Consider the following 17631-nt stretch of genomic DNA (forward strand, 5'->3'; position numbering starts at 1 on the left):
ACATAACAAAAGGAGGATATTCCCATGGAACTGAAAATCTACAAATGCATGCATTGCGGCAATATCATTGAAATGATCGACGATCACCATGTACCGGTGATGTGCTGCGGCGAGAAGATGAAGGAATTCAAGGCCGGCGAGACCGACGGCGCGTCGGAGAAGCATGTGCCGGTTGTAACGGTTGAGGGCGACGTTGTCCGTGCCAAGGTCGGCGAAGTCGCGCACCCGATGACCGAGGAGCATCACATCGCGTTCATCTGGCTGGTGACCGACAAGGGCGTACACCGCGCGGTACTCGACCACACGGGCGCACCCGAGGCGACGTTCCGTCTGGCGGACGGCGAAAAGGCCGAAGCGGTTTACGAATTCTGCAACCTGCACGGCCTGTGGAAGGCGACGCTGTAAGTTTTCCCTGCACAAACAAAAAAGCGTGTTTCCGATTGGAAACACGCTTTTTTTATTCGGTTTGTCAGCCGCGGTCGTCCAGATTGACGTATTCGACCGATTTGGCCAGCGGCTTGTAGGCCGGGCGGATGATCTTGCCGCCGGTCGTGACTTCCTCGAGCCGGTGGGCCATCCAGCCGACGATACGCGCCGTGGCAAACAGCGGCGTATACAGCGACCGGGGCAGGCCGAGCATTTTATAAACAAAGCCGGAATACATATCCACATTGGCGCACATCGGCTTGTCGCTGCCCTTCTTCTCGGCAAAGATCGCGGGCGTCAGCTTTTCGACCAGCTCGATCAGGTCCATTTCCTCGGAAAAGCCAGTCTTTTCCGCCAGCGGACGCGCCGCCCGCTTGAGCGCCACCGCACGCGGGTCGCTCTTGGTGTAAATGGCGTGGCCCATGCCGTAGATCAGGCCGGAACCGTCGCCCGCCTCACCGTCCAGGATCTTGCGCAGGTAATCGGCGACCTCGCCCTCGTCCTTCCAGTTGTGCAGATTTTCCTTCATCTCGTCAAACTGCTTGACGACGCGCAGGTTCGCGCCGCCGTGACGCGGGCCCTTGAGCGCGGAAACCGCCGCGGCGATCGCGGAATAGGTGTCCGTGCCCGAAGAGGAGGTCACGCGCACGGTAAATGAGGAGTTGTTGCCGCCGCCATGCTCGGCATGCAGGATCAGGCAGCGGTCGAGCAGCTTGGCCTCGTCGTCGTTATACTTGCCGTTCGGGCGCACCAGATGCAGGATGTTCTCCGCGGTCGAGCGGTCCGGGTCGGGCACATGCAGGAACATGGAGTCGCCGTCAAAATAGCGGCGCTTGGCCTGATAGGCATGCGAAATGATGACCGGGAACTTGGCCATCAGGCTGATGCCCTGCCGCATGATGTTCTCAACCGTGGTTTCATCCGGGTTGGCGTCGTAGGAGTAAAGCGCAAGCGTCGCGCCCGCGAGCTTGTTCATAATGTCGCGGCTGGGCGCGCGCATGATCATATCCTCGGTGAAGTTATCCGGCAGCGCACGCTCCAAGCCGATCGTGTGCTGGAACTCCGCCAGCTGGCGGCGGGTCGGCAGCTGGCCGCACATCAGCAGATAGCCGACCTCCTCGAACCCGAAGCGGTCCTCCTTTTCCAGACCGTGGATCAGGTCGTATACATTATAACCGCGATAGGTCAGCCGGCCTTCGATCGGCTCGCGCTCGCCTTCGTTGAGTATGTAACCGTGTACGTTGCCCAACCGGCTCGCGCCGACCAGTACGCCCGTGCCGTCCGCATTGCGCAGGCCGCGCTTGATGCGGTAGCGGGAGTACAGCTCCGGCGGGATCTGGCTGTTCAGACGAAAGCTCTCACTGAGTTCATGCAGGAGCTCCTCTTTTACATAATTCGGCTGAATCGTCATCCGGCTATCCCCTTTCCTTCCTTACCATATCTTTATGAATAATATTGTACTCCTATCCTGCATCTATGTCAAATTTTGTTGCTGGTAAAACCCTACAAAAACGGGTTTTTAGCACTTTTTTCCGTTGTTCACTCTGCCTGTACGCAAGATTTTTCTTCTCGCTGTGCAAATGGTTTCCCAATTTGCCTTGCAAAAGCGACGGCGGGACAGCAAAACAAAAAAAATCACGGCCCTAAGCCGTGATTTTTTTGATTCCGGTTTGCTGTTACATCAGATCGAGCAGCTTGTAGCAGCGCGCCTTGGTGTAGCTCTGCTTGAAGCTGTAAGACGCCAGCTGGCCGGCCGTCTCGTCCGAGCTTTCCTTGGCTGCGTTGGCCGCGCCCGAGTCGCGTTCCTGCACCCACTGCTTGTAGCTCTCTTCCTCGGCGGCATACTGGTCCGCGTTGAGCACGGTCGCCAGATAGTCGTACATCTCGACCAGCAGGTTATCCCACGACTCGAACGAGCTTGCCGTCAGCGCCAGCTCATCCTCCTGCGTTGCGGCGGACGCGATTTGCAGATCGTTCTGCTCGAGCGCATCCATCTGGCTGCTGAAGTCCTGCTTCTGCTGACTCTGCTGCTGCTGGGTTTCCTGCTGCTTCTGCTCGTCCTGCTGCGCCTGCGACAGCTGGTCGCGCAGATCGGAGAGCTGCTTTTTCTGGTCGGCGGTCAGCGTATCGTCCGCATCCAGCGAATCCAGCTTGCCCGCGGCCGCGTCATACTTCTTATCCGCCAGATAGCTCTGCACTTCCGCAAGATCCGAGGCAAACTCGTCGTCCGACTGCGCGGTCTGCGCCTGCTCGAGCAGGTCCTCGACCGCGTCGTACAGCGCAGAATCCGGGTCGGTCACGCGGTTTTGCAGCTGCTTGAGCAGCGCGATCGCTTCGGTGTACTGGCCGTTATCCACATACTGCTGTGCGGTCTGGTAATCCTGCAGCATCTGGATGGTCGAGTCGAGCGAGGACGGGTCCTTGGCCTCGGCCTGCGCGGCGAGGTAATACTCGAGCGCCTTGTCGAAATCGCCGCGGTTTAAGTACTTCTCGGCCAGCGTCAGGTTTTCGTCCGGCTGGCGGCTCATAAAGAACCACACACCGCCGCCGATCAGCGCGATGATCAGGATCACGACCACGGCGATCACCGCGCCCTTTTTGCCCTTGGAGGGCTTGCGGTACGGCTTATCGTCCGGATCGGGTTCGGAAAAATAGGTGGTGCGCGGCGCGCTCGGCGTGCCCGAGGCACGGCGCACAGGCGGCACATCGATGGGCGGCAGCTCCTCCGCCGTCGGGATATGCGGATCGGTCGCGGCGAACGGGTCGCCCGTGGTCACGCCATCGTCCGTCAGGCCGTCCGCGTGATGGTCTTCTTTCATGACCGCGTCAAAGGCCGAAAGATCGATCGGTCCTTTCAGTTCGTCCGGCAGCGAGGTAAAGACGGCGGTTTCATCGTTGACGCCTTCCTGCTCAACGACCGCGCCGCAGAATGGGCAGAACTTGCCCGCGATGGGCAGCTCCCTGCCGCAGTTCTTGCAAAGCATGGATGGTTCCTCCTCTGAAAAATACAATATAACAATCCGATAATAGTATAACATGCGGAAAAGCGGTTGTAAACCTTTGTGACGGGAACCAAACAGCCCGCTTTTCCGTTTTTACAGACAGGCGGGAAACCATGGAAAAAACAGGATTTGTATCGAAACTGAAACCGCGCTTTGGCTTGACAAGCCATAGCCCCGACCGTACAATAGAATTACTATCGAACAAGGGGGAGTAAACCTTGAAAAAACGTCTTTTCAGCAGCCTTTTGGCTGCTGTCATGTTACTGACCACCGCGTTTGCCGCGGGCGGTGACGTTACCGGCACGCAGCCGAAGGCCGCGTCCGATACGGTTTTGACCTTTGCGGTCACGCTGCCCGAGGGCACGGAGGCCATGACAAGCGAGCTGGCTGACCAGCTGCAAACCGTGCTCAGCCGCCGGCTCGAGCAGCTGGCGCTCGAAACCGCGACGGTCACCCTCGCGGAGGACAACGCCTCGATCACCGTCACTTTGCCCGCGGATGCGGACGTGCCGGACGATCTGGCCGCCTTCCTGACGCAGCCGAACGCGCTGTCCGTCACGGACACGGAAGACAAAATCAGCCTGACGAGCGCGGACATCACCGCCGCGGAAGCCGGCCAGATGGCCGAAGGCGACGGCGGCGCGGCTTACATACAGCTGACCCCGTCCGACGACGCGCAGGCGGCGCTGGCCGAGCTGACCGAGGACGACACGCTGTCCGTCACACTGGACGGCGCGGCCATCGGCAAAACCGCGACCTATGACGCGGACGACGCCGCGCTGACCGTGACCGGCGGCTTGGATCTGGACACCGCCAAGCTGTACGTCGTGCGCATCACGGCGGGCACGCTGCCTGTCACGCTGACGCTGTCCGACGACGCCCAGACCGAACAGCCGGAAGAGCCGGTCGAACCCGCTTTCCCGGACATCGCGGGCCACTGGGCGGAAAAAGCACTCAACAAGGCCGTCGGCATGGGCCTGATCAAGGGTGTAGACGGCAAAATGCTGCCGGATGCCGCAGTCAAGCGCTCGGAAGCCATCGTTATGCTTAACCGCGCGCTCGGCGCGACCGTCACGGATGACACGAGCGGCCTTTCCGGCACGCCGGCCAACGCATGGTATGTGGAGGACCTCGGCAAGGCCATCCATCTAGGCATGATCGACGCCAACGACAGCCGCAACTTCGACACCGCCGCCACCCGCGCGGAGGCGTTCGAATGGCTCGCCCGCGCCTTTGTCTTTGACCGCGCGGAAACCGGCGCGGATGAACTGAGCGTGTTCACCGACACCGCCTCCATGACCGCCGCGCAGCAGCGGGCGGCCGCCGCACTGGTCGCGGCGGGCGTGGTCAACGGCGTGACCGACACCACGCTTTCTCCGCAGACCAGCCTGACCCGTGCGCAGTTTGTCACCATGATTACGCGCATCGCGGATCAGATCATCGCCCCGCAGGAGGCGACCGAAGAAGAGCAAACCGAGGATGATGCCCAGACGCCGGCGGCTGTGCTGTCCGGCAATGCCATCGTCGCCCTGTCCGAGGACACAGTCTCGGATGTGGAGATCACCGGCGACGTGATCTACGGCGCGGCAACGCAGAAGATCACGCTGGACGCGGTCACCGCGCATGACCGCATCGCGCTCAAGGGCGCGGAGCAGACCGAACTGAACGCGCGCAACGCCTGCACCATTTCCACGCTTGCGGTCGATCCCGCCGGCACCGCCGATATCACCCTGTCGGATAACTCCGGCGTGCAGACGCTGGTCATCGCCGGCAAGGGCGGCAAAGTTTCCTTCTCCGGCCAGGCGACCAACATCGAAATCACCGCGTCCGGCCGCGAAATCGACCTGTCCGACATGGATGCTGAGATGATCACCGTCACCGGCAGCAGCAACACGATCGTAATGAACGGCTCGGTCGGCGCGGCGGCGGTCAACGGCGGCGCCAAGAACAATACGCTGACGCTCAACAAAGCGGTCGATACCCTGCTGGTCGCGGGCGTCGGCACCAAGGTGAACGGCCGTGGCAAGGCCGGCACGGTGGACATCCGCGCGGTGGACTGCGACGTATCTATCACCGCGGATTCCAAGGTTGAAAACATCGACTCCGGCCTGTCCGGCGTGACGCTCTCGATGGGCGTGCCGACCAAGGTCAAGGCCGGCGGCTCGCTGGTGACGCAGGTCACGTTCCAGGGCGTGACCGAGCCCAAGATCTGCTCGGCGCAGTGGTACAAGAACGGCAAGGCCATGGCCAACTACAAAAACGACGACTTTGAGCTGACTTCGGACGCGGTTTCCCGCATCACGACCTATTTCACCTTCACCAAGGACATGGACACCAGCGTGACCATGGGCTTTAAGCTGACCTATGAGAACCCCTCGACCGGCGAGACCGAAGAGCTGTACGTCGAAAAGACCGTCCCGATCGAGAATTACTCGGACGAGTGGTACTACCAGCGCGACGTCAACCGCATCCTGAATCTGGTTTCCTCGACCTATCGCGGCAACTATACCACGTCTTATGCGGTCAACAACGACTACAAGACCTATGAAAAGGAAGTCTGGGTCAACGCCAAGGGCTATTCGAGCCGCACCCAGTACCTCATCTGGATCAACCGTGCATACCAGCACGTCAACGTATTCCAGGGCTCCAAGGGCAACTGGAAGCTCATCAAGTCCTTCCTCGTGGGCACGGGCGCGGCCTCCACGCCCACGCCGACCGGCCTGACGACGGTTTCCTACAAGTCCGCGGGCGGCTGGACGACCAGCACCTACACCGTGCGGCCGGTCGTCGGCTTCTACCCCGGCACGGGCTACGCGTTCCACTCGCGTCTGTGCTATCCGGGCACGGACACCGAGTATGACTTCAGCGCAGGCTATCCGGTTTCGCACGGCTGCGTGCGCATGTACAAGAGCGATGTCAAGTGGATTTACAACAACATCCCGGTCGGCACAACCGTTGCAATTTTCTAAACACAAACAAAAAGGCTTGGAACTTCGGTTCCAAGCCTTTTTTCTGTCCATTTACGTTTTTTTGCGCCGCAGGCTGCCGGCAAACAGCGCGATACCGGCGCACAGTGCGGTCAGAATCAGCAGGACGATCAACCCGCCGAGCTGGATGGTGATATCCCCCACTGCGTATGGCTGCTGCGCAAATATCTCATAGTCGATGTCCAGCCATATCGCGGTGCTGGGCAGCCAAATCACGGCATCCACCGCCAGCATAACTGCACTGACGAACGGCACGCGTCCATGCGTCACGCGCCACAGCACCAGCAGCACCAACAGCAGCACTGCCGCCGCGGCCGCGGCGTACAGCATGGCGTGATAGCCCGCCGCTTCGATCGCCAGCCCCATCTCGTCAACCTCGCTGATAGTCGGCTGCGGGTCGCCGAACTGCGGCATGCGCGCCAGCGCGGTCTGTGCACGCTGCCAGCCAATGACGCCCGCGCCGATGAGGCACGGCAGCGCGGGCAGCACCAGCGGCAGCAGCCGGAAGCGGGTTTCCATTGTCATGCGGCGGTAGGCCAGCGCGAACACCGCAACCAACACGAAGGCCAGCGGCGCAGCTACCATCGCGTAGAGCGGCAGCCATTGATGCAAACTGTTAATATTCACATCCATCATGTCAAGTGCGATGCGGTAGCGGTCGATTTTTGTCACTTCATAGCCGTTGAGCATCCATCCAAACCGGTTGACCAACCCCCACATCAGCAGCTGAAATACCCATATCACGCCGAATAGCCGGTCGGTTATGTACGCGCGGCAGCGGCTGACCGTCGTTTCCATCCCAAGCGCAGTAAAGCGGTCGCACTGCTTGTTGTGCCACACACGGAACGCGATATAGACAATCACCACGATCACCAGATTGCGCAGTATATTGGCCTGCCCGAACAGGCGGCCGGCGTACATCGTGGCGAGCAAGCACACCACCGCCGCGAGCAGCATTCTGTCGTCCGTGCTGCCCAGCCGGTCAGCCAGATAGTCCTGCGGCGGCAGGAACGCTTCGAGCGACGGTGCGCCGGTCTTGCCCTGCGGGCTGCCGCCGTCCGGCGGTGTGTCGTCCGGCGCGGCGCTGTCCTCCGGCGGTGGTTCTTCGCCGCGCGCCGCGCCCGCGAGCAATTCATCCACCGTCAGGCCGAGGATCTGCGCGAGCGCCGGCAGCAGCGTCACCTCGGGGTAGCTTGCGCCGACCTCCCATTTGCTGACCGCCTTATCCGACACGAGCAGCCGTTCGGCCAGCTGCTTCTGTGTCAGCCCCAACGCTTTGCGCCTCTGCGCGATGAGCGCGCCCGTATTCCTTGCATCCATGTTCCCCACCTCCTTTGTGTGCTTTCAGCATAGCAGAAAGCCGCCCCTGCGGCAACCGACAGACGGAAGAAGGGCGCTCTACCAGCGGTAGAATGCCCTTCCAAAGTGCGTCAGTCGATGCAGATTCTCTTGAACATGCGGTAATGCAGGCCGTTTTCGTCCCGATATTCACCGCGCTGCTCGAACGCGAATTTGTGGTAGAAGCCCTGCGCGCGGGCGTTCTCCGACGCAACATGCGCGCATAAGTAATCCTTCCCCAGCATGCGGTACACGCTGATCGCCTGCCCCAAGATCTGCCCGCTCAGGCCGTGGCCGCGGTAATCTTTGTCGATGCAGAACCCGCCGACCAGTCCCACGCCCGGCTCGTCGTCGTACCACGTTTTGAGGTAGACAAGCGCGACCGGCGTTTCGTCTTCCAGACAACCGAAGCAGCACGAGCGCGGGCTGACGCGCTGCGCGCGCATCACGTCCGCGAGCAGCGCCGCGGGGTCGAGTCCCGCGTCTGTGCCGTAGGCATTGCGGTGCAGCTCACGCATGAACGCGACGATTTTAGCGGCGTCGCCCTCATCCATCGGGTCGGCACGGCGGAAATACAGCTGCGGCGTGTTCGGCACGCCCTTGTTGTCCGTCCAGCCGATGGACGCAAAGGTGGACAGCTCCTGCGGCAGGTGCGACGCGTCGTTTTCGTATACGACGTCGATGTGTCCTGCCTCGTCAAACTCGAATTTGGCCACGCAGGTGTTGTCGCCCCAGCCGATTTCGCCCATCTGCTCGGGCGCAAAGCCGTGCGCGATGGTCAGCGCGCCGCGAATGGCCGAGCCGTGGGTCACAACCGCGATCGTTTTGCCCTCGTTCTCCGCAGCCAGCCGCCTTACGCCGTCCAGCATGCGCCGGCCGGCCTGCATGACGCTCTCGCCGTGCGGCGGCACCGCGTCCCACGGGCGCGCGCGCCAGACCGCGTATTCCTCCGGCCAGATGCGCGGCAGCTCGGCCCACGGCAGGTCTTCCCAGTCGCCCATGTCGATCTCACGCAGCACCGGGCGGATTTCGACGTTCAAGCCGTGCGGCGCGGCGACCGCCTTTGCCGTCGTGCGTGCGCGGAACAGGTTGGACGCATAAACCGCGTCGAGCGGCACATTCTCAAACCGTTTTGCCAGATACGGCAGCTGCTGGTACGCGCGGGGCGTGAGCAGGCTGTCGTACTGCCCGTGGCAGCGGCGATAGACGTTGCCCTCGGCCTCCGCGTGGCGGATGAGGTAAACCGTGGTCATGCTGTCAGACCTCCACCGCGCCGGACAGCTCGGAAACCGACTTCACGCCGTGCGCGTCCATCCACTCCTCGAGCTCGCGCAGCGCCTTGACCGGCGCCATCGGGTCGGCGAACATCACGGTGCCCATTGCGATCGCGTCCGCGCCCGCAAGCAGCATTTCGACGATGTCCTTGCCGGTGCGGATGCCGCCCATGCCGAGGATCGGCACGGAAACCGCCTTGCGCACCTGATAGACCATGCGCACCGCGACCGGGAACACGGCAGGACCGGACAGGCCGCCCATGATGTTGGACAGGATGGGCTTTCTCGTCTCGATATTGATGCGCATGCCGAGCAGCGTGTTGATGAGCGAGAGCGCATCCGCGCCCGCAGCTTCCGCGGCGCGCGCGATCTCGGTGATGTCGGTGACGTTCGGGCTTAATTTGACGATCAGCGGCTTTTTCGCCTTTTTCTTCGCCGCCGATACGACCTCCTCGACCATATCCGGCCGCGTGCCAAAGGCCATGCCGCCGCACTTGACGTTCGGGCAGGAGATGTTCATTTCAATCAGATCGACGTCCGCGTCCGAGATCTTCTCGACCATGCCCTCGTATTCCTCGACCGTGTTGCCCGACACGTTCGCGATGATCGCGGTGTCGTACTGCCGCAGGAACGGGATCTGTTCCTCGATAAACCGGTCGATGCCCGGGTTTTGCAGGCCGACGCAGTTGAGAATGCCCGCCGGGGTCTCCGCGATACGGGGCGCGGGATTGCCCAGCCGCTCGGTCGGGGTCAGGCCCTTGACGCCGATGCCGCCGAGCAGGGACAGGTCGAAGAACTCGCCGTACTCATGGCCGAAGCCGAACGTGCCGGACGCGGTCGTAATCGGGTTTTTCAGCTCCACGCCGCAGAAATTGACTCTCAAATCCGCCATTACCACTCGACCTCCTTTGTATCAAACACCGGGCCGTCCTTGCAGACGTGGCCATACCGGGTTTCACCGTTTTCCGCCTTGAGCGCGCACGCGCACACCAGACACGCGCCGATGCCGCAGCCCATGCGCTCTTCCATCGAGACCTGACACGGCAGGCCGGCTTCGTCCGCGATGGCGGCAATCGCCTTGAGCATCGGCTTGGGGCCGCAGGCGGCCACGCCGGTCGCGTCCGCAACGATTTCTTTCAGCACATCGGTGACAAAGCCATGACGGGCATAGGAGCCGTCATCGGTCGTGACGAACACCTCGCAGACCGCCTTAAAGTCGTTCTCCAAAATCACAGCGTCCTTATTCCGGAAGCCGAGGATCGCGCGCGGCTGCGCGCCCTCGCCCGCCGCCTTTTTGACGCACGCGAGCATGGGCGGCACGCCGATGCCGCCGCCGATGAAAACGGGCTTTGCGCCGAGGGCCTTAGTGTCAAACCCGTGGCCGAGCGGCCCGAGCACATCCAACTCGTCCCCTTCCTTGCGGGCGGCGAGCCACTTCGTGCCCTCGCCCTTGACCTGAAACACGATACGCAGGTTTCCGTCCTGCCAGTCGCAGATCGAGATCGGGCGGCGCAGCAGATTGCCCTCGCCGCACGCAATGTGCACAAACTGGCCGACCTGCGTCTTTTCGCAGATCGCAGGCGCGTGCATCGTGATCGAATATAAGCCTTCGCCCAGCCGCGCACACTCCGCGACCCGGCAGATTTCCTGAATCGACATACCTCTTTCCCCTTTCAGTCATTGCTGCTTCTATTGTACAGGAATTTTGCGCAAAAGGGAACAAAAAAAGGACAGGCAAGCCTGTCCTTTTTGCTGCGTTACTTTTGCTTGACTGCGCCGTCCTTGATGAGGTCCCAGTTCTTGCGCAGGTAGTCATAACCCGAATAGACCGTCACCAGCGTCACGACCCAGCCGACCACGGTCAGCAGAAGGTTACGTCCGGTTACACCATCGCTGACCACCGTCATACCGGTCACTGCAAACGAACCGCCTGAGGCCGCCTGCACAATGGCGCTCACATCCCAAACGCCGTTGGCCGAAGCACCCAGCAGAATGTAATACAGATAAATCACAATAATGCCGCCGATCTGCACGCAGGTCTTGACCTTGCCCGTCCATGTTGCGGCAAGCACGCGGCCCTTGTTGGCCGCAACCACGCGCAGCGAGGTGATGATGAGCTCGCGCGCAAGGATGACGCACACCATCCAGCCCGCGATCGCACCCTGTTCGGCCAGCAGGATGAGCGCGGACGACACCAGCAGCTTGTCCGCCAGCGGATCGACAAACTTGCCGAAGTCGGTCACCTGATTGTACTTGCGGGCGACGTAACCGTCGAGAAAATCGGTGAAGCTCGCCACGCAGAACAGCACGAGCGCAATGATCACGTTTGTCGGGAAAGCCGCGCGATAGTGCTCCGCGTCAATCAAAAACATGGGCTGCGACGCGAAATACAGGAAAAACGGGATCATACAGATACGCGTGAGCGTGATTTTATTGGCTGTTGTCATTTTTTATCCCCCTTTTGCCGGACGCCGAGCAGATCGGGCCCGAGGCTTTCGGTGATCAACACCGGCACAAACGTGCCCTCTTCGGGCGCCTCGTCGGCTGCAAAATATACATGCCCGTCCACCTCGACCGAGTCGGCGTAGGTGCGGCCGTACCAGAGCTGCTGCTCGTCGTCAAAGCCCTCGCACAGCACGTCCATCACTTCGCCGTGGCGGGACGTGTTGTAGTCGTCGAGTACGCCCGACTGCAGTTCCTCCACGATCAGGCGGCGGTTGGCCTTGGTCTCCGCGTCGATCTGGTCGGGCAGTTCGGCGGCTTCCGTCCCCTCTTCGGGCGAAAACTCGAACACGCCGACGCGCTCGATCTGCGTCTCCTGCAAAAAGCTGCACAGCTCGGCAAATTCCTCTTCGGTCTCGCCCGGCAGGCCGACGATCAGGCTGGTGCGCAGCACGAGGCCCGGAATGCGCTCGCGCAGATTCTGAATGAGCGAAGCAAACTCCGCGCCGTCGCCCGGGCGGTGCATCGCGCGCAGGATGCGCTTCGACACATGCTGGAGCGGGATATCGAGGTACTTGACGATCTTGGGCTCGCTTGCGATCACGTCGATCAGCTCGTCTGTGATCTGGTCGGGGTACAGATAATGCAGGCGCACCCAAGTGAAGTCCAGCTCGCACAGCCGCCGCAGCAGTTCGGGCAGCAGGCGCTTGTGCTCGGGCAAGTCCATACCGTACTTGGTGATGTCCTGGGCAATGACGATCAGCTCTTTGACGCCCGCGTCGGACAGTGCTTTCGCTTCTTGCATGAGCGCGTCCATCTCGCGCGAGCGGTACGGCCCGCGCAGCTTGGGGATGATGCAGTAGCCGCAGCGGTTGGAACAACCCTCCGCGATCTTGAAGTACGCGGTGTAGGACGGGGTCAGGCGGTCGCGGTCGCCCTCAAGCGCCGCCGACGCCATATCCGCCATGTACGCGGCCTTGTGGCCGCCGAGCGCGGCAGAAGCCGCGTCCACGATGCTTTCATAGCTGCCCGTGCCGCAGATCGCGTCGATCTCGGGCAGTTCCTTCTGCATTTCGTCCGCATAGCGCTGCACAAGGCAGCCGGTCACGACCAGACCCTTCATCTTGCCGGTCTGCTTATACTGCGCGGTCTCGAGAATGGTCTCGATGGCCTCGCTCTTGGCCGCTTCGATGAAACCGCAGGTGTTGACCACACCCACGTCCGCTTCGGCCATATCCTCCGTAATCTCCCAGCCCGCCGCGCGCAGCAGGGCCAGCATGTGCTCGCTGTCCACCAGATTTTTGGCGCAGCCGAGCGAGATCAATCCGATTTTCGGCATTCGATCTCTCCTCTCTGATAGTTCACCTTATTATACAGGATTTGCGCGCATTTGTCACGCCAGAAGCGCTTCCATTTCACCGATCAGCTCGTCAAACAGCTTTGTCGCGTCCTCGACCGGGGCGGGGCTCGCCATATCAACGCCCGCGCCGCGCAAAAGCGTTACCGGATCGGCCGAGCAACCGCCCGTCAGGAACCCGATATAGTCGCGCACGGCGCTTTTACCCTCGCGCAGGATGCGGCGCGACAGCGCGATCGCCGCAGCGTAGCCCGTGGCATACTGATAGACGTAATAATCGTAGTAGAAGTGCGGGATGCGCGCCCACTCGAGCGCGATCTCGTCATCGACCACCATGTCCGGCCCAAAATACTGCACATTCAGGTCCTTGTACAGCGCGCAGAGCGCCTCGGCGGTCGTTCCTTCGCCGCGCTGGGTCATTTCGTTGACGCGCAGCTCGAACTCCGCGAACATCGTCTGGCGGTACAGCGTGCCGCGGAACTGCTCGAGGAAATGGTTGATGAGATACGCGCGCTGTTTCTTATCGGTCGTGACCGACAGCAGATACTCCATCAGCAGCGCTTCGTTGCAGGTCGAGGCGACCTCGGCCACGAAAATCACATAGTCCTGATACGCGGTCGGCTGGTGCTGGTTGGACAGATAGGAGTGAACCGCGTGACCCATCTCGTGCACGAGCGTGAATACATCGTCCAGCGTGCCCTTGAAGTTTAACAGCACAAAGGGGTGTACGCGCGCGCCCGCCGAGTATGCGCCCGAACGCTTGCCCTGATTTTCATAAACATCGATCCAGCCATTGGAAAAACCTTCGCGCAGCAGGTTCAAATAATCCTCACCAAGCGGCGCGAGTGCCTTCAGAGCGATCTCCTTGGCTTCCTCAAAGGTGAACTTCATCTCGACGCCCTCGACGACCGGGACATACAGGTCGTACATGTGCAGCTCGTCCAGCCCGAGCGCGCGGCGACGCAGCGCGACATAGCGGTACATCGGCTGGAAGGAACGGTGCACCGCGTCGATCAGGTTGTGGTAGATCGCGGGATCGACCTCGGTGCCGTCCAGCGCGGCGGCGAGCGTCGAGGGGTACTTGCGCGCGTTCGCGAAGAACAGCAGCTGCTTCACCTGCGCGGACAGGATGGACGCCGCCGTGTTGCGGAACTGGCCGTAGACCGAGTAGAGCGAGTCGAACGCGGACTTGCGCAGCACGCGGTCATAGGACTGCATGAGCGGGATATAGGTGCCATGGGTCACGGGGTGCATTACGCCGTCCTTGTCCGTGGCGTCCGGGAATTTGAGGTCGGCGTCGTTCAGCATGGAGAACACATCGTCGGGCGCCGCGGCCATTTCGCCCGCGGCCGCAAGCAGCGCTTCCTCCTTGTCGCTCAGGACATGCTCCCGGCGGCGGCGCACGCGGTCGATGTTCAGGCGGTACAGCGTAAGGTCAGGCTCGGCCTGATAGAAGCCTTCGAGCGTGTCGTCCGGAATGGCGAGCAGCTCGGGCGTCTGGAACGCTGCGGCGGACTGGAGTTCGACCGCGAGCCGCATCACCTGGCTGACCATCTCCTGATACGCGGCGACGCGGGTGTCCTCGTCGCTCTTTCGCTGCGCGTAGTGCACCAGTGCGTCAAAGGCAAGGCTGATCTCATCGTCCAGCCGCAGGTAGTCCAGCAGGGTCTGGGCGCTCTCGCCCAGACGGCCGCGGAACGCCTGCACCCGCGGCACATATTCCTTCGCCGCGGCCAGCGCCGCGCGCCAATCATCGTCGGTTGCAAACAGATCGTGGATCGCCCACTTGTCCTGCGCGGCAACCTCCGCGCGGGCGGGAATCTGCATGGTTTCCATGGAAATACTTCCTTTCCGGTATGAATTTCAATACCCTATTATGATACCCCAAGCGCGGTAAACATGCAAGCAAGGCGCGGTAAAATCGGCGGATTTTCCGAAAAACACAAAAAAGCGTGCCAAGCACGCTTTTTTTATTCAAACGTATCCGGGATACTCTGTCCGTACGCCGCGAGCGCGTCGCGGATATCCTGCCACGAAAAGCCGCGCCGCTGCAAAAAGGCAACCGCCTTGTCGATCTCCTTGCAGTCGGACACGTCTCCGCGCAGGCGCTTGTCCAGCAACGCGACGAGCTGCGCGCGGTCGGGCGAAAAGCCCGCAAGCGCGGCTTCGGCCGTCTCCCGGTCCACGCCGCGGCGCGTCAGCTCCTGCCGGATGCGCATTTCGCCATAGCCCTTGCGGGCACACGAACGCACCACGCTTTCCGCATACGCCGTGTCGTCCAGCAGATGCCGTTCGGTCAGCCATGCGAGCGCATAGTCCGCGGCCTCCTCATCATGGCCCTTATCCAGCAGCTTGTCGCGCAGGGCTTTCGCGCTCAGCGCGCGGTAAGACAGCTGCTTGGCAGCCGCATCCAGCGCCGCGCGGTATTTATCCTCGCTCATTCGTCGTCGAGGTCGTCAAAATCGTCCGCGTCGATCGAAACTGCCTTGGACGAGCTGGCCTTGGGCGCGGCGGTCTTGGCCGCAGGCGCTGCGGCCGGTGTGCCGGGCTTTGCCGCCTTCTTCTGGTGCTCATTGCGGCGCTCTTCCTCGACCTTGTCCATGATCTGCTTCTGCACGTCGTCCGCGATGTCCGGATGGTCCTTGAAATACTGCTTGGCAGCGTCGCGGCCCTGTCCCAGACGGGTCTCGCCCATCGAGAACCACGCGCCCGACTTGTTGACGATGCCGTATTTGACGCCCAGATCGACCAGCTCGCTCGTGCGCGAGATGCCCTCGCCGTACATGATGTCGAACTCGGCCTCCTTGAACGGCGGCGCGACCTTGTTCTTGACCACCTTGACGCGCGTGTGGCTGCCGATCATCTCGGTGCCGTTTTTGAGGTGCTCCATGCGGCGCACGTCCAGACGCACGGACGCATAGAACTTGAGCGCGCGGCCGCCGGTCGTGACTTCCGGGCTGCCGTAGATGACGCCGACCTTTTCGCGCAGCTGGTTGATGAAGATCGCCACGCAGTTGGACTTGGAGATCGAGCCGGCCAGCTTGCGCATCGCCTGGCTCATCATGCGGGCGTGCAGGCCGACGAACGAGTCGCCCATTTCGCCCTCGATCTCGGCGCGCGGGGTCAGCGCGGCGACCGAGTCGATGACCACGATGTCGATCGCGCCCGAACGCACGAGCGCTTCCGCGATGTCCAGGCCCTGCTCACCGGTGTCCGGCTGGGAGACCAGCAGGCTGTCGATATCCACGCCCAGCGCCTGCGCGTACACCGGGTCGAGCGCATGCTCCGCGTCGATGAACGCGGCGGTGCCGCCCAGCTTCTGCGCCTCGGCCACGCAGTGCAGCGCAACCGTGGTCTTACCGGAGGATTCCGGCCCGTAGATCTCGACGATACGGCCGCGCGGCAAGCCGCCGATGCCCAGCGCGAGATCCAGACCGATCGAACCGGTCGGGATGTGGTCTATGTTCATGCTGGCGTTTTCGCCCAGACGCATGACCGAGCCCTTGCCGAACTGCTTTTCGATCTGCCCGAGCGCGGCCTCGAGCGCTTTCTTTTTATCGGCCGCAGGCGCGACCGGTTCCAGCTGTTTCTTGGTAGCCATGAAAAGCCTCCTGCACGTTTTGAAAATTCCTGCTCTTATTATAGCAGTGCCAAAAAACAAAAGCAAGAAAAATCGAAAATTTGTTCGTATTCTTTTTCGATAAAAAATGCCCACCAAGTCGGTGGGCATGTGTTTTGCTTATGCCAGCGGATCGCTGATATCCGTGTTGTAGCCATAAACGATGCGCGGCACGCCGGCCAGATCTTCCGTGATGCCGATGCCGCCAAAGCGGTTTTCCTCCAGAATGGCGGCGACGTCGTTTGCCTGCTTCCAACCGCACTCAAACAGGATCATGCCGCCGGTGACCAGCAGTGAACCCCATTTGGAGCAGATCGAGCGGTAAAAGTCCAGCCCGTCTACCCCGCCATACAGCGCTTCGTGCGGCTCGAAATCGGAAACACTCCGGTCGAGCTGGCGCATTTCCGCGCGGGTCACATAGGGCGGGTTGGAAACGATGATGTCGAACTGGCCCATGTTGCCGGGCGGGCGCAGACACACATCGGCGTTCACCGCCACGAAACGGCTCTGCACGCCCAGCCGCCGCGCGTTTTCGCGCGTGATGCGCAGCGCGCCCTCGGAATTGTCCACCGCGGCAACGTGCGCATCGTCCACATAGTGCGCCGCCGCGATGCCGATGCAGCCCGAACCGCAGCACAGGTCAAGGATGCGGGGCGACACCTTTTGTTTCGCCTGCTCGATCACCAGTTCGCACAGCCGCTCGGTGTCCGAGCGCGGAATAAGCACATTTTTGTCCACCTGAAAGGTCAGGCCGTAAAAATCCCATTCCCCCAGAATGTAGGCCAACGGCTCGCCGTCCAGACACTTGTCGCACAGCAGGTTCGCATAATCGACGGTCGCGTCGTCCAGATAAACGTGGCCCCAGTCGCCCGTGCGGTTTTTGTCCGCCTTGCAGGCGTACGCGGTCAGCTCGCGCGCGGCGAGCGACGGTTGCGGGTCGTCCGCTTCCTTGAAGCGGTGAAACAGCTCCATATAGACATCGTTGATCGTCTTGGTCAAATAGGACCACCTCTTTTTGTGAAATGAGCACGCGTCCGTAAGATCGCCCTCCCCCCTGGGGTGGCAACCGTTCCGGTTGTTCTGATTCTGCGAAACGGGCGGCAGCCGGAAGCCAGAACCCTGTTCTGCGCGCGCAGCGCGCCCTGAAAGGAAGCGGGGTGATTCGCAAGAGGGGAGAAACCTGTGG

Annotated in this window: 14 protein-coding genes; 2 read left to right on the top strand and 12 right to left on the bottom strand. The window is 61.6% G+C overall.

Features of this window, described 5'->3' with window-relative positions; all coding sequences use genetic code 11:
• Positions 1-24 precede the first annotated feature (24 nt).
• On the top strand, positions 25-405 hold the full coding sequence (locus EJL02_RS08875) for a desulfoferrodoxin family protein (RefSeq protein WP_125116054.1): 381 nt from the start codon (positions 25-27) through the stop codon (positions 403-405).
• Between the two features lie 64 nt (positions 406-469).
• Here the strand turns inward: EJL02_RS08875 and EJL02_RS08880 are convergent, their stop codons facing one another.
• Together EJL02_RS08880 and EJL02_RS08885 are read right to left on the bottom strand one after the other, a co-directional pair.
• Positions 470-1837 (bottom strand): citrate/2-methylcitrate synthase, encoded by a 1368-nt coding sequence (locus EJL02_RS08880; RefSeq protein WP_125116055.1) that lies wholly within the window; start codon positions 1835-1837, stop codon positions 470-472.
• A 265-nt stretch (positions 1838-2102) separates the two neighbouring features.
• On the bottom strand, positions 2103-3410 hold the full coding sequence (locus EJL02_RS08885; protein ID WP_125116056.1) for a hypothetical protein: 1308 nt from the start codon (positions 3408-3410) through the stop codon (positions 2103-2105).
• Between the two features lie 236 nt (positions 3411-3646).
• Between EJL02_RS08885 and EJL02_RS08890 the strand changes: the two genes are divergently transcribed.
• Positions 3647-6397: a L,D-transpeptidase family protein gene (locus EJL02_RS08890; protein WP_125116057.1), complete on the top strand. Its 2751-nt coding sequence runs from the start codon at positions 3647-3649 to the stop codon at positions 6395-6397.
• A 51-nt stretch (positions 6398-6448) separates the two neighbouring features.
• On the opposite strand, the gene EJL02_RS08895 is transcribed toward EJL02_RS08890, so the two are convergent.
• The 10 genes from EJL02_RS08895 to prmC all read right to left on the bottom strand — a co-directional run bounded on the left by EJL02_RS08895 (position 6449) and on the right by prmC (position 17444).
• Positions 6449-7735: a helix-turn-helix domain-containing protein gene (locus EJL02_RS08895; RefSeq protein WP_125116058.1), complete on the bottom strand. Its 1287-nt coding sequence runs from the start codon at positions 7733-7735 to the stop codon at positions 6449-6451.
• A 110-nt stretch (positions 7736-7845) separates the two neighbouring features.
• A complete protein-coding gene (locus EJL02_RS08900) occupies positions 7846-9006 on the bottom strand; it encodes a bifunctional histidine phosphatase family protein/GNAT family N-acetyltransferase (protein WP_125116059.1) in 1161 nt (386 codons plus the stop codon).
• A gap of 4 nt (positions 9007-9010) precedes the next feature.
• Positions 9011-9919 (bottom strand): dihydroorotate dehydrogenase, encoded by a 909-nt coding sequence (locus EJL02_RS08905; protein WP_125116060.1) that lies wholly within the window; start codon positions 9917-9919, stop codon positions 9011-9013.
• Positions 9919-10686, bottom strand: coding sequence for a dihydroorotate dehydrogenase electron transfer subunit (locus EJL02_RS08910; protein ID WP_125116061.1), 768 nt, complete (start codon positions 10684-10686; stop codon positions 9919-9921). The genes EJL02_RS08905 and EJL02_RS08910 overlap by 1 nt, the downstream gene beginning before the upstream one ends.
• A 98-nt stretch (positions 10687-10784) precedes the next feature.
• Positions 10785-11474 carry a CDP-diacylglycerol--glycerol-3-phosphate 3-phosphatidyltransferase gene (gene pgsA / locus EJL02_RS08915; protein ID WP_125116062.1) on the bottom strand — a complete coding sequence of 230 codons (690 nt, stop codon included), beginning with the start codon at positions 11472-11474 and terminating at the stop codon, positions 10785-10787.
• Positions 11471-12808, bottom strand: coding sequence for a 30S ribosomal protein S12 methylthiotransferase RimO (gene rimO, locus EJL02_RS08920; protein WP_125116063.1), 1338 nt, complete (start codon positions 12806-12808; stop codon positions 11471-11473). Before rimO ends, pgsA begins: the two co-directional genes overlap by 4 nt.
• A 54-nt stretch (positions 12809-12862) precedes the next feature.
• On the bottom strand, positions 12863-14662 hold the full coding sequence (gene pepF / locus EJL02_RS08925; protein ID WP_125116064.1) for an oligoendopeptidase F: 1800 nt from the start codon (positions 14660-14662) through the stop codon (positions 12863-12865).
• Between the two features lie 134 nt (positions 14663-14796).
• Complete coding sequence (locus tag EJL02_RS08930) at positions 14797-15267, bottom strand: regulatory protein RecX (protein WP_125116065.1); 471 nt, start codon at positions 15265-15267, stop codon at positions 14797-14799.
• On the bottom strand, positions 15264-16427 hold the full coding sequence (gene recA / locus EJL02_RS08935) for a recombinase RecA (protein ID WP_125116066.1): 1164 nt from the start codon (positions 16425-16427) through the stop codon (positions 15264-15266). Before recA ends, EJL02_RS08930 begins: the two co-directional genes overlap by 4 nt.
• 138 nt (positions 16428-16565) lie before the next feature.
• Positions 16566-17444: a peptide chain release factor N(5)-glutamine methyltransferase gene (gene prmC, locus EJL02_RS08940; protein ID WP_164510361.1), complete on the bottom strand. Its 879-nt coding sequence runs from the start codon at positions 17442-17444 to the stop codon at positions 16566-16568.
• Between the last annotated feature and the right edge of the window lie 187 nt (positions 17445-17631).

The organism is Agathobaculum sp. Marseille-P7918, assembly GCF_900625105.1.
Taxonomy (GTDB): Bacteria; Bacillota; Clostridia; order Oscillospirales; family Butyricicoccaceae; genus Agathobaculum.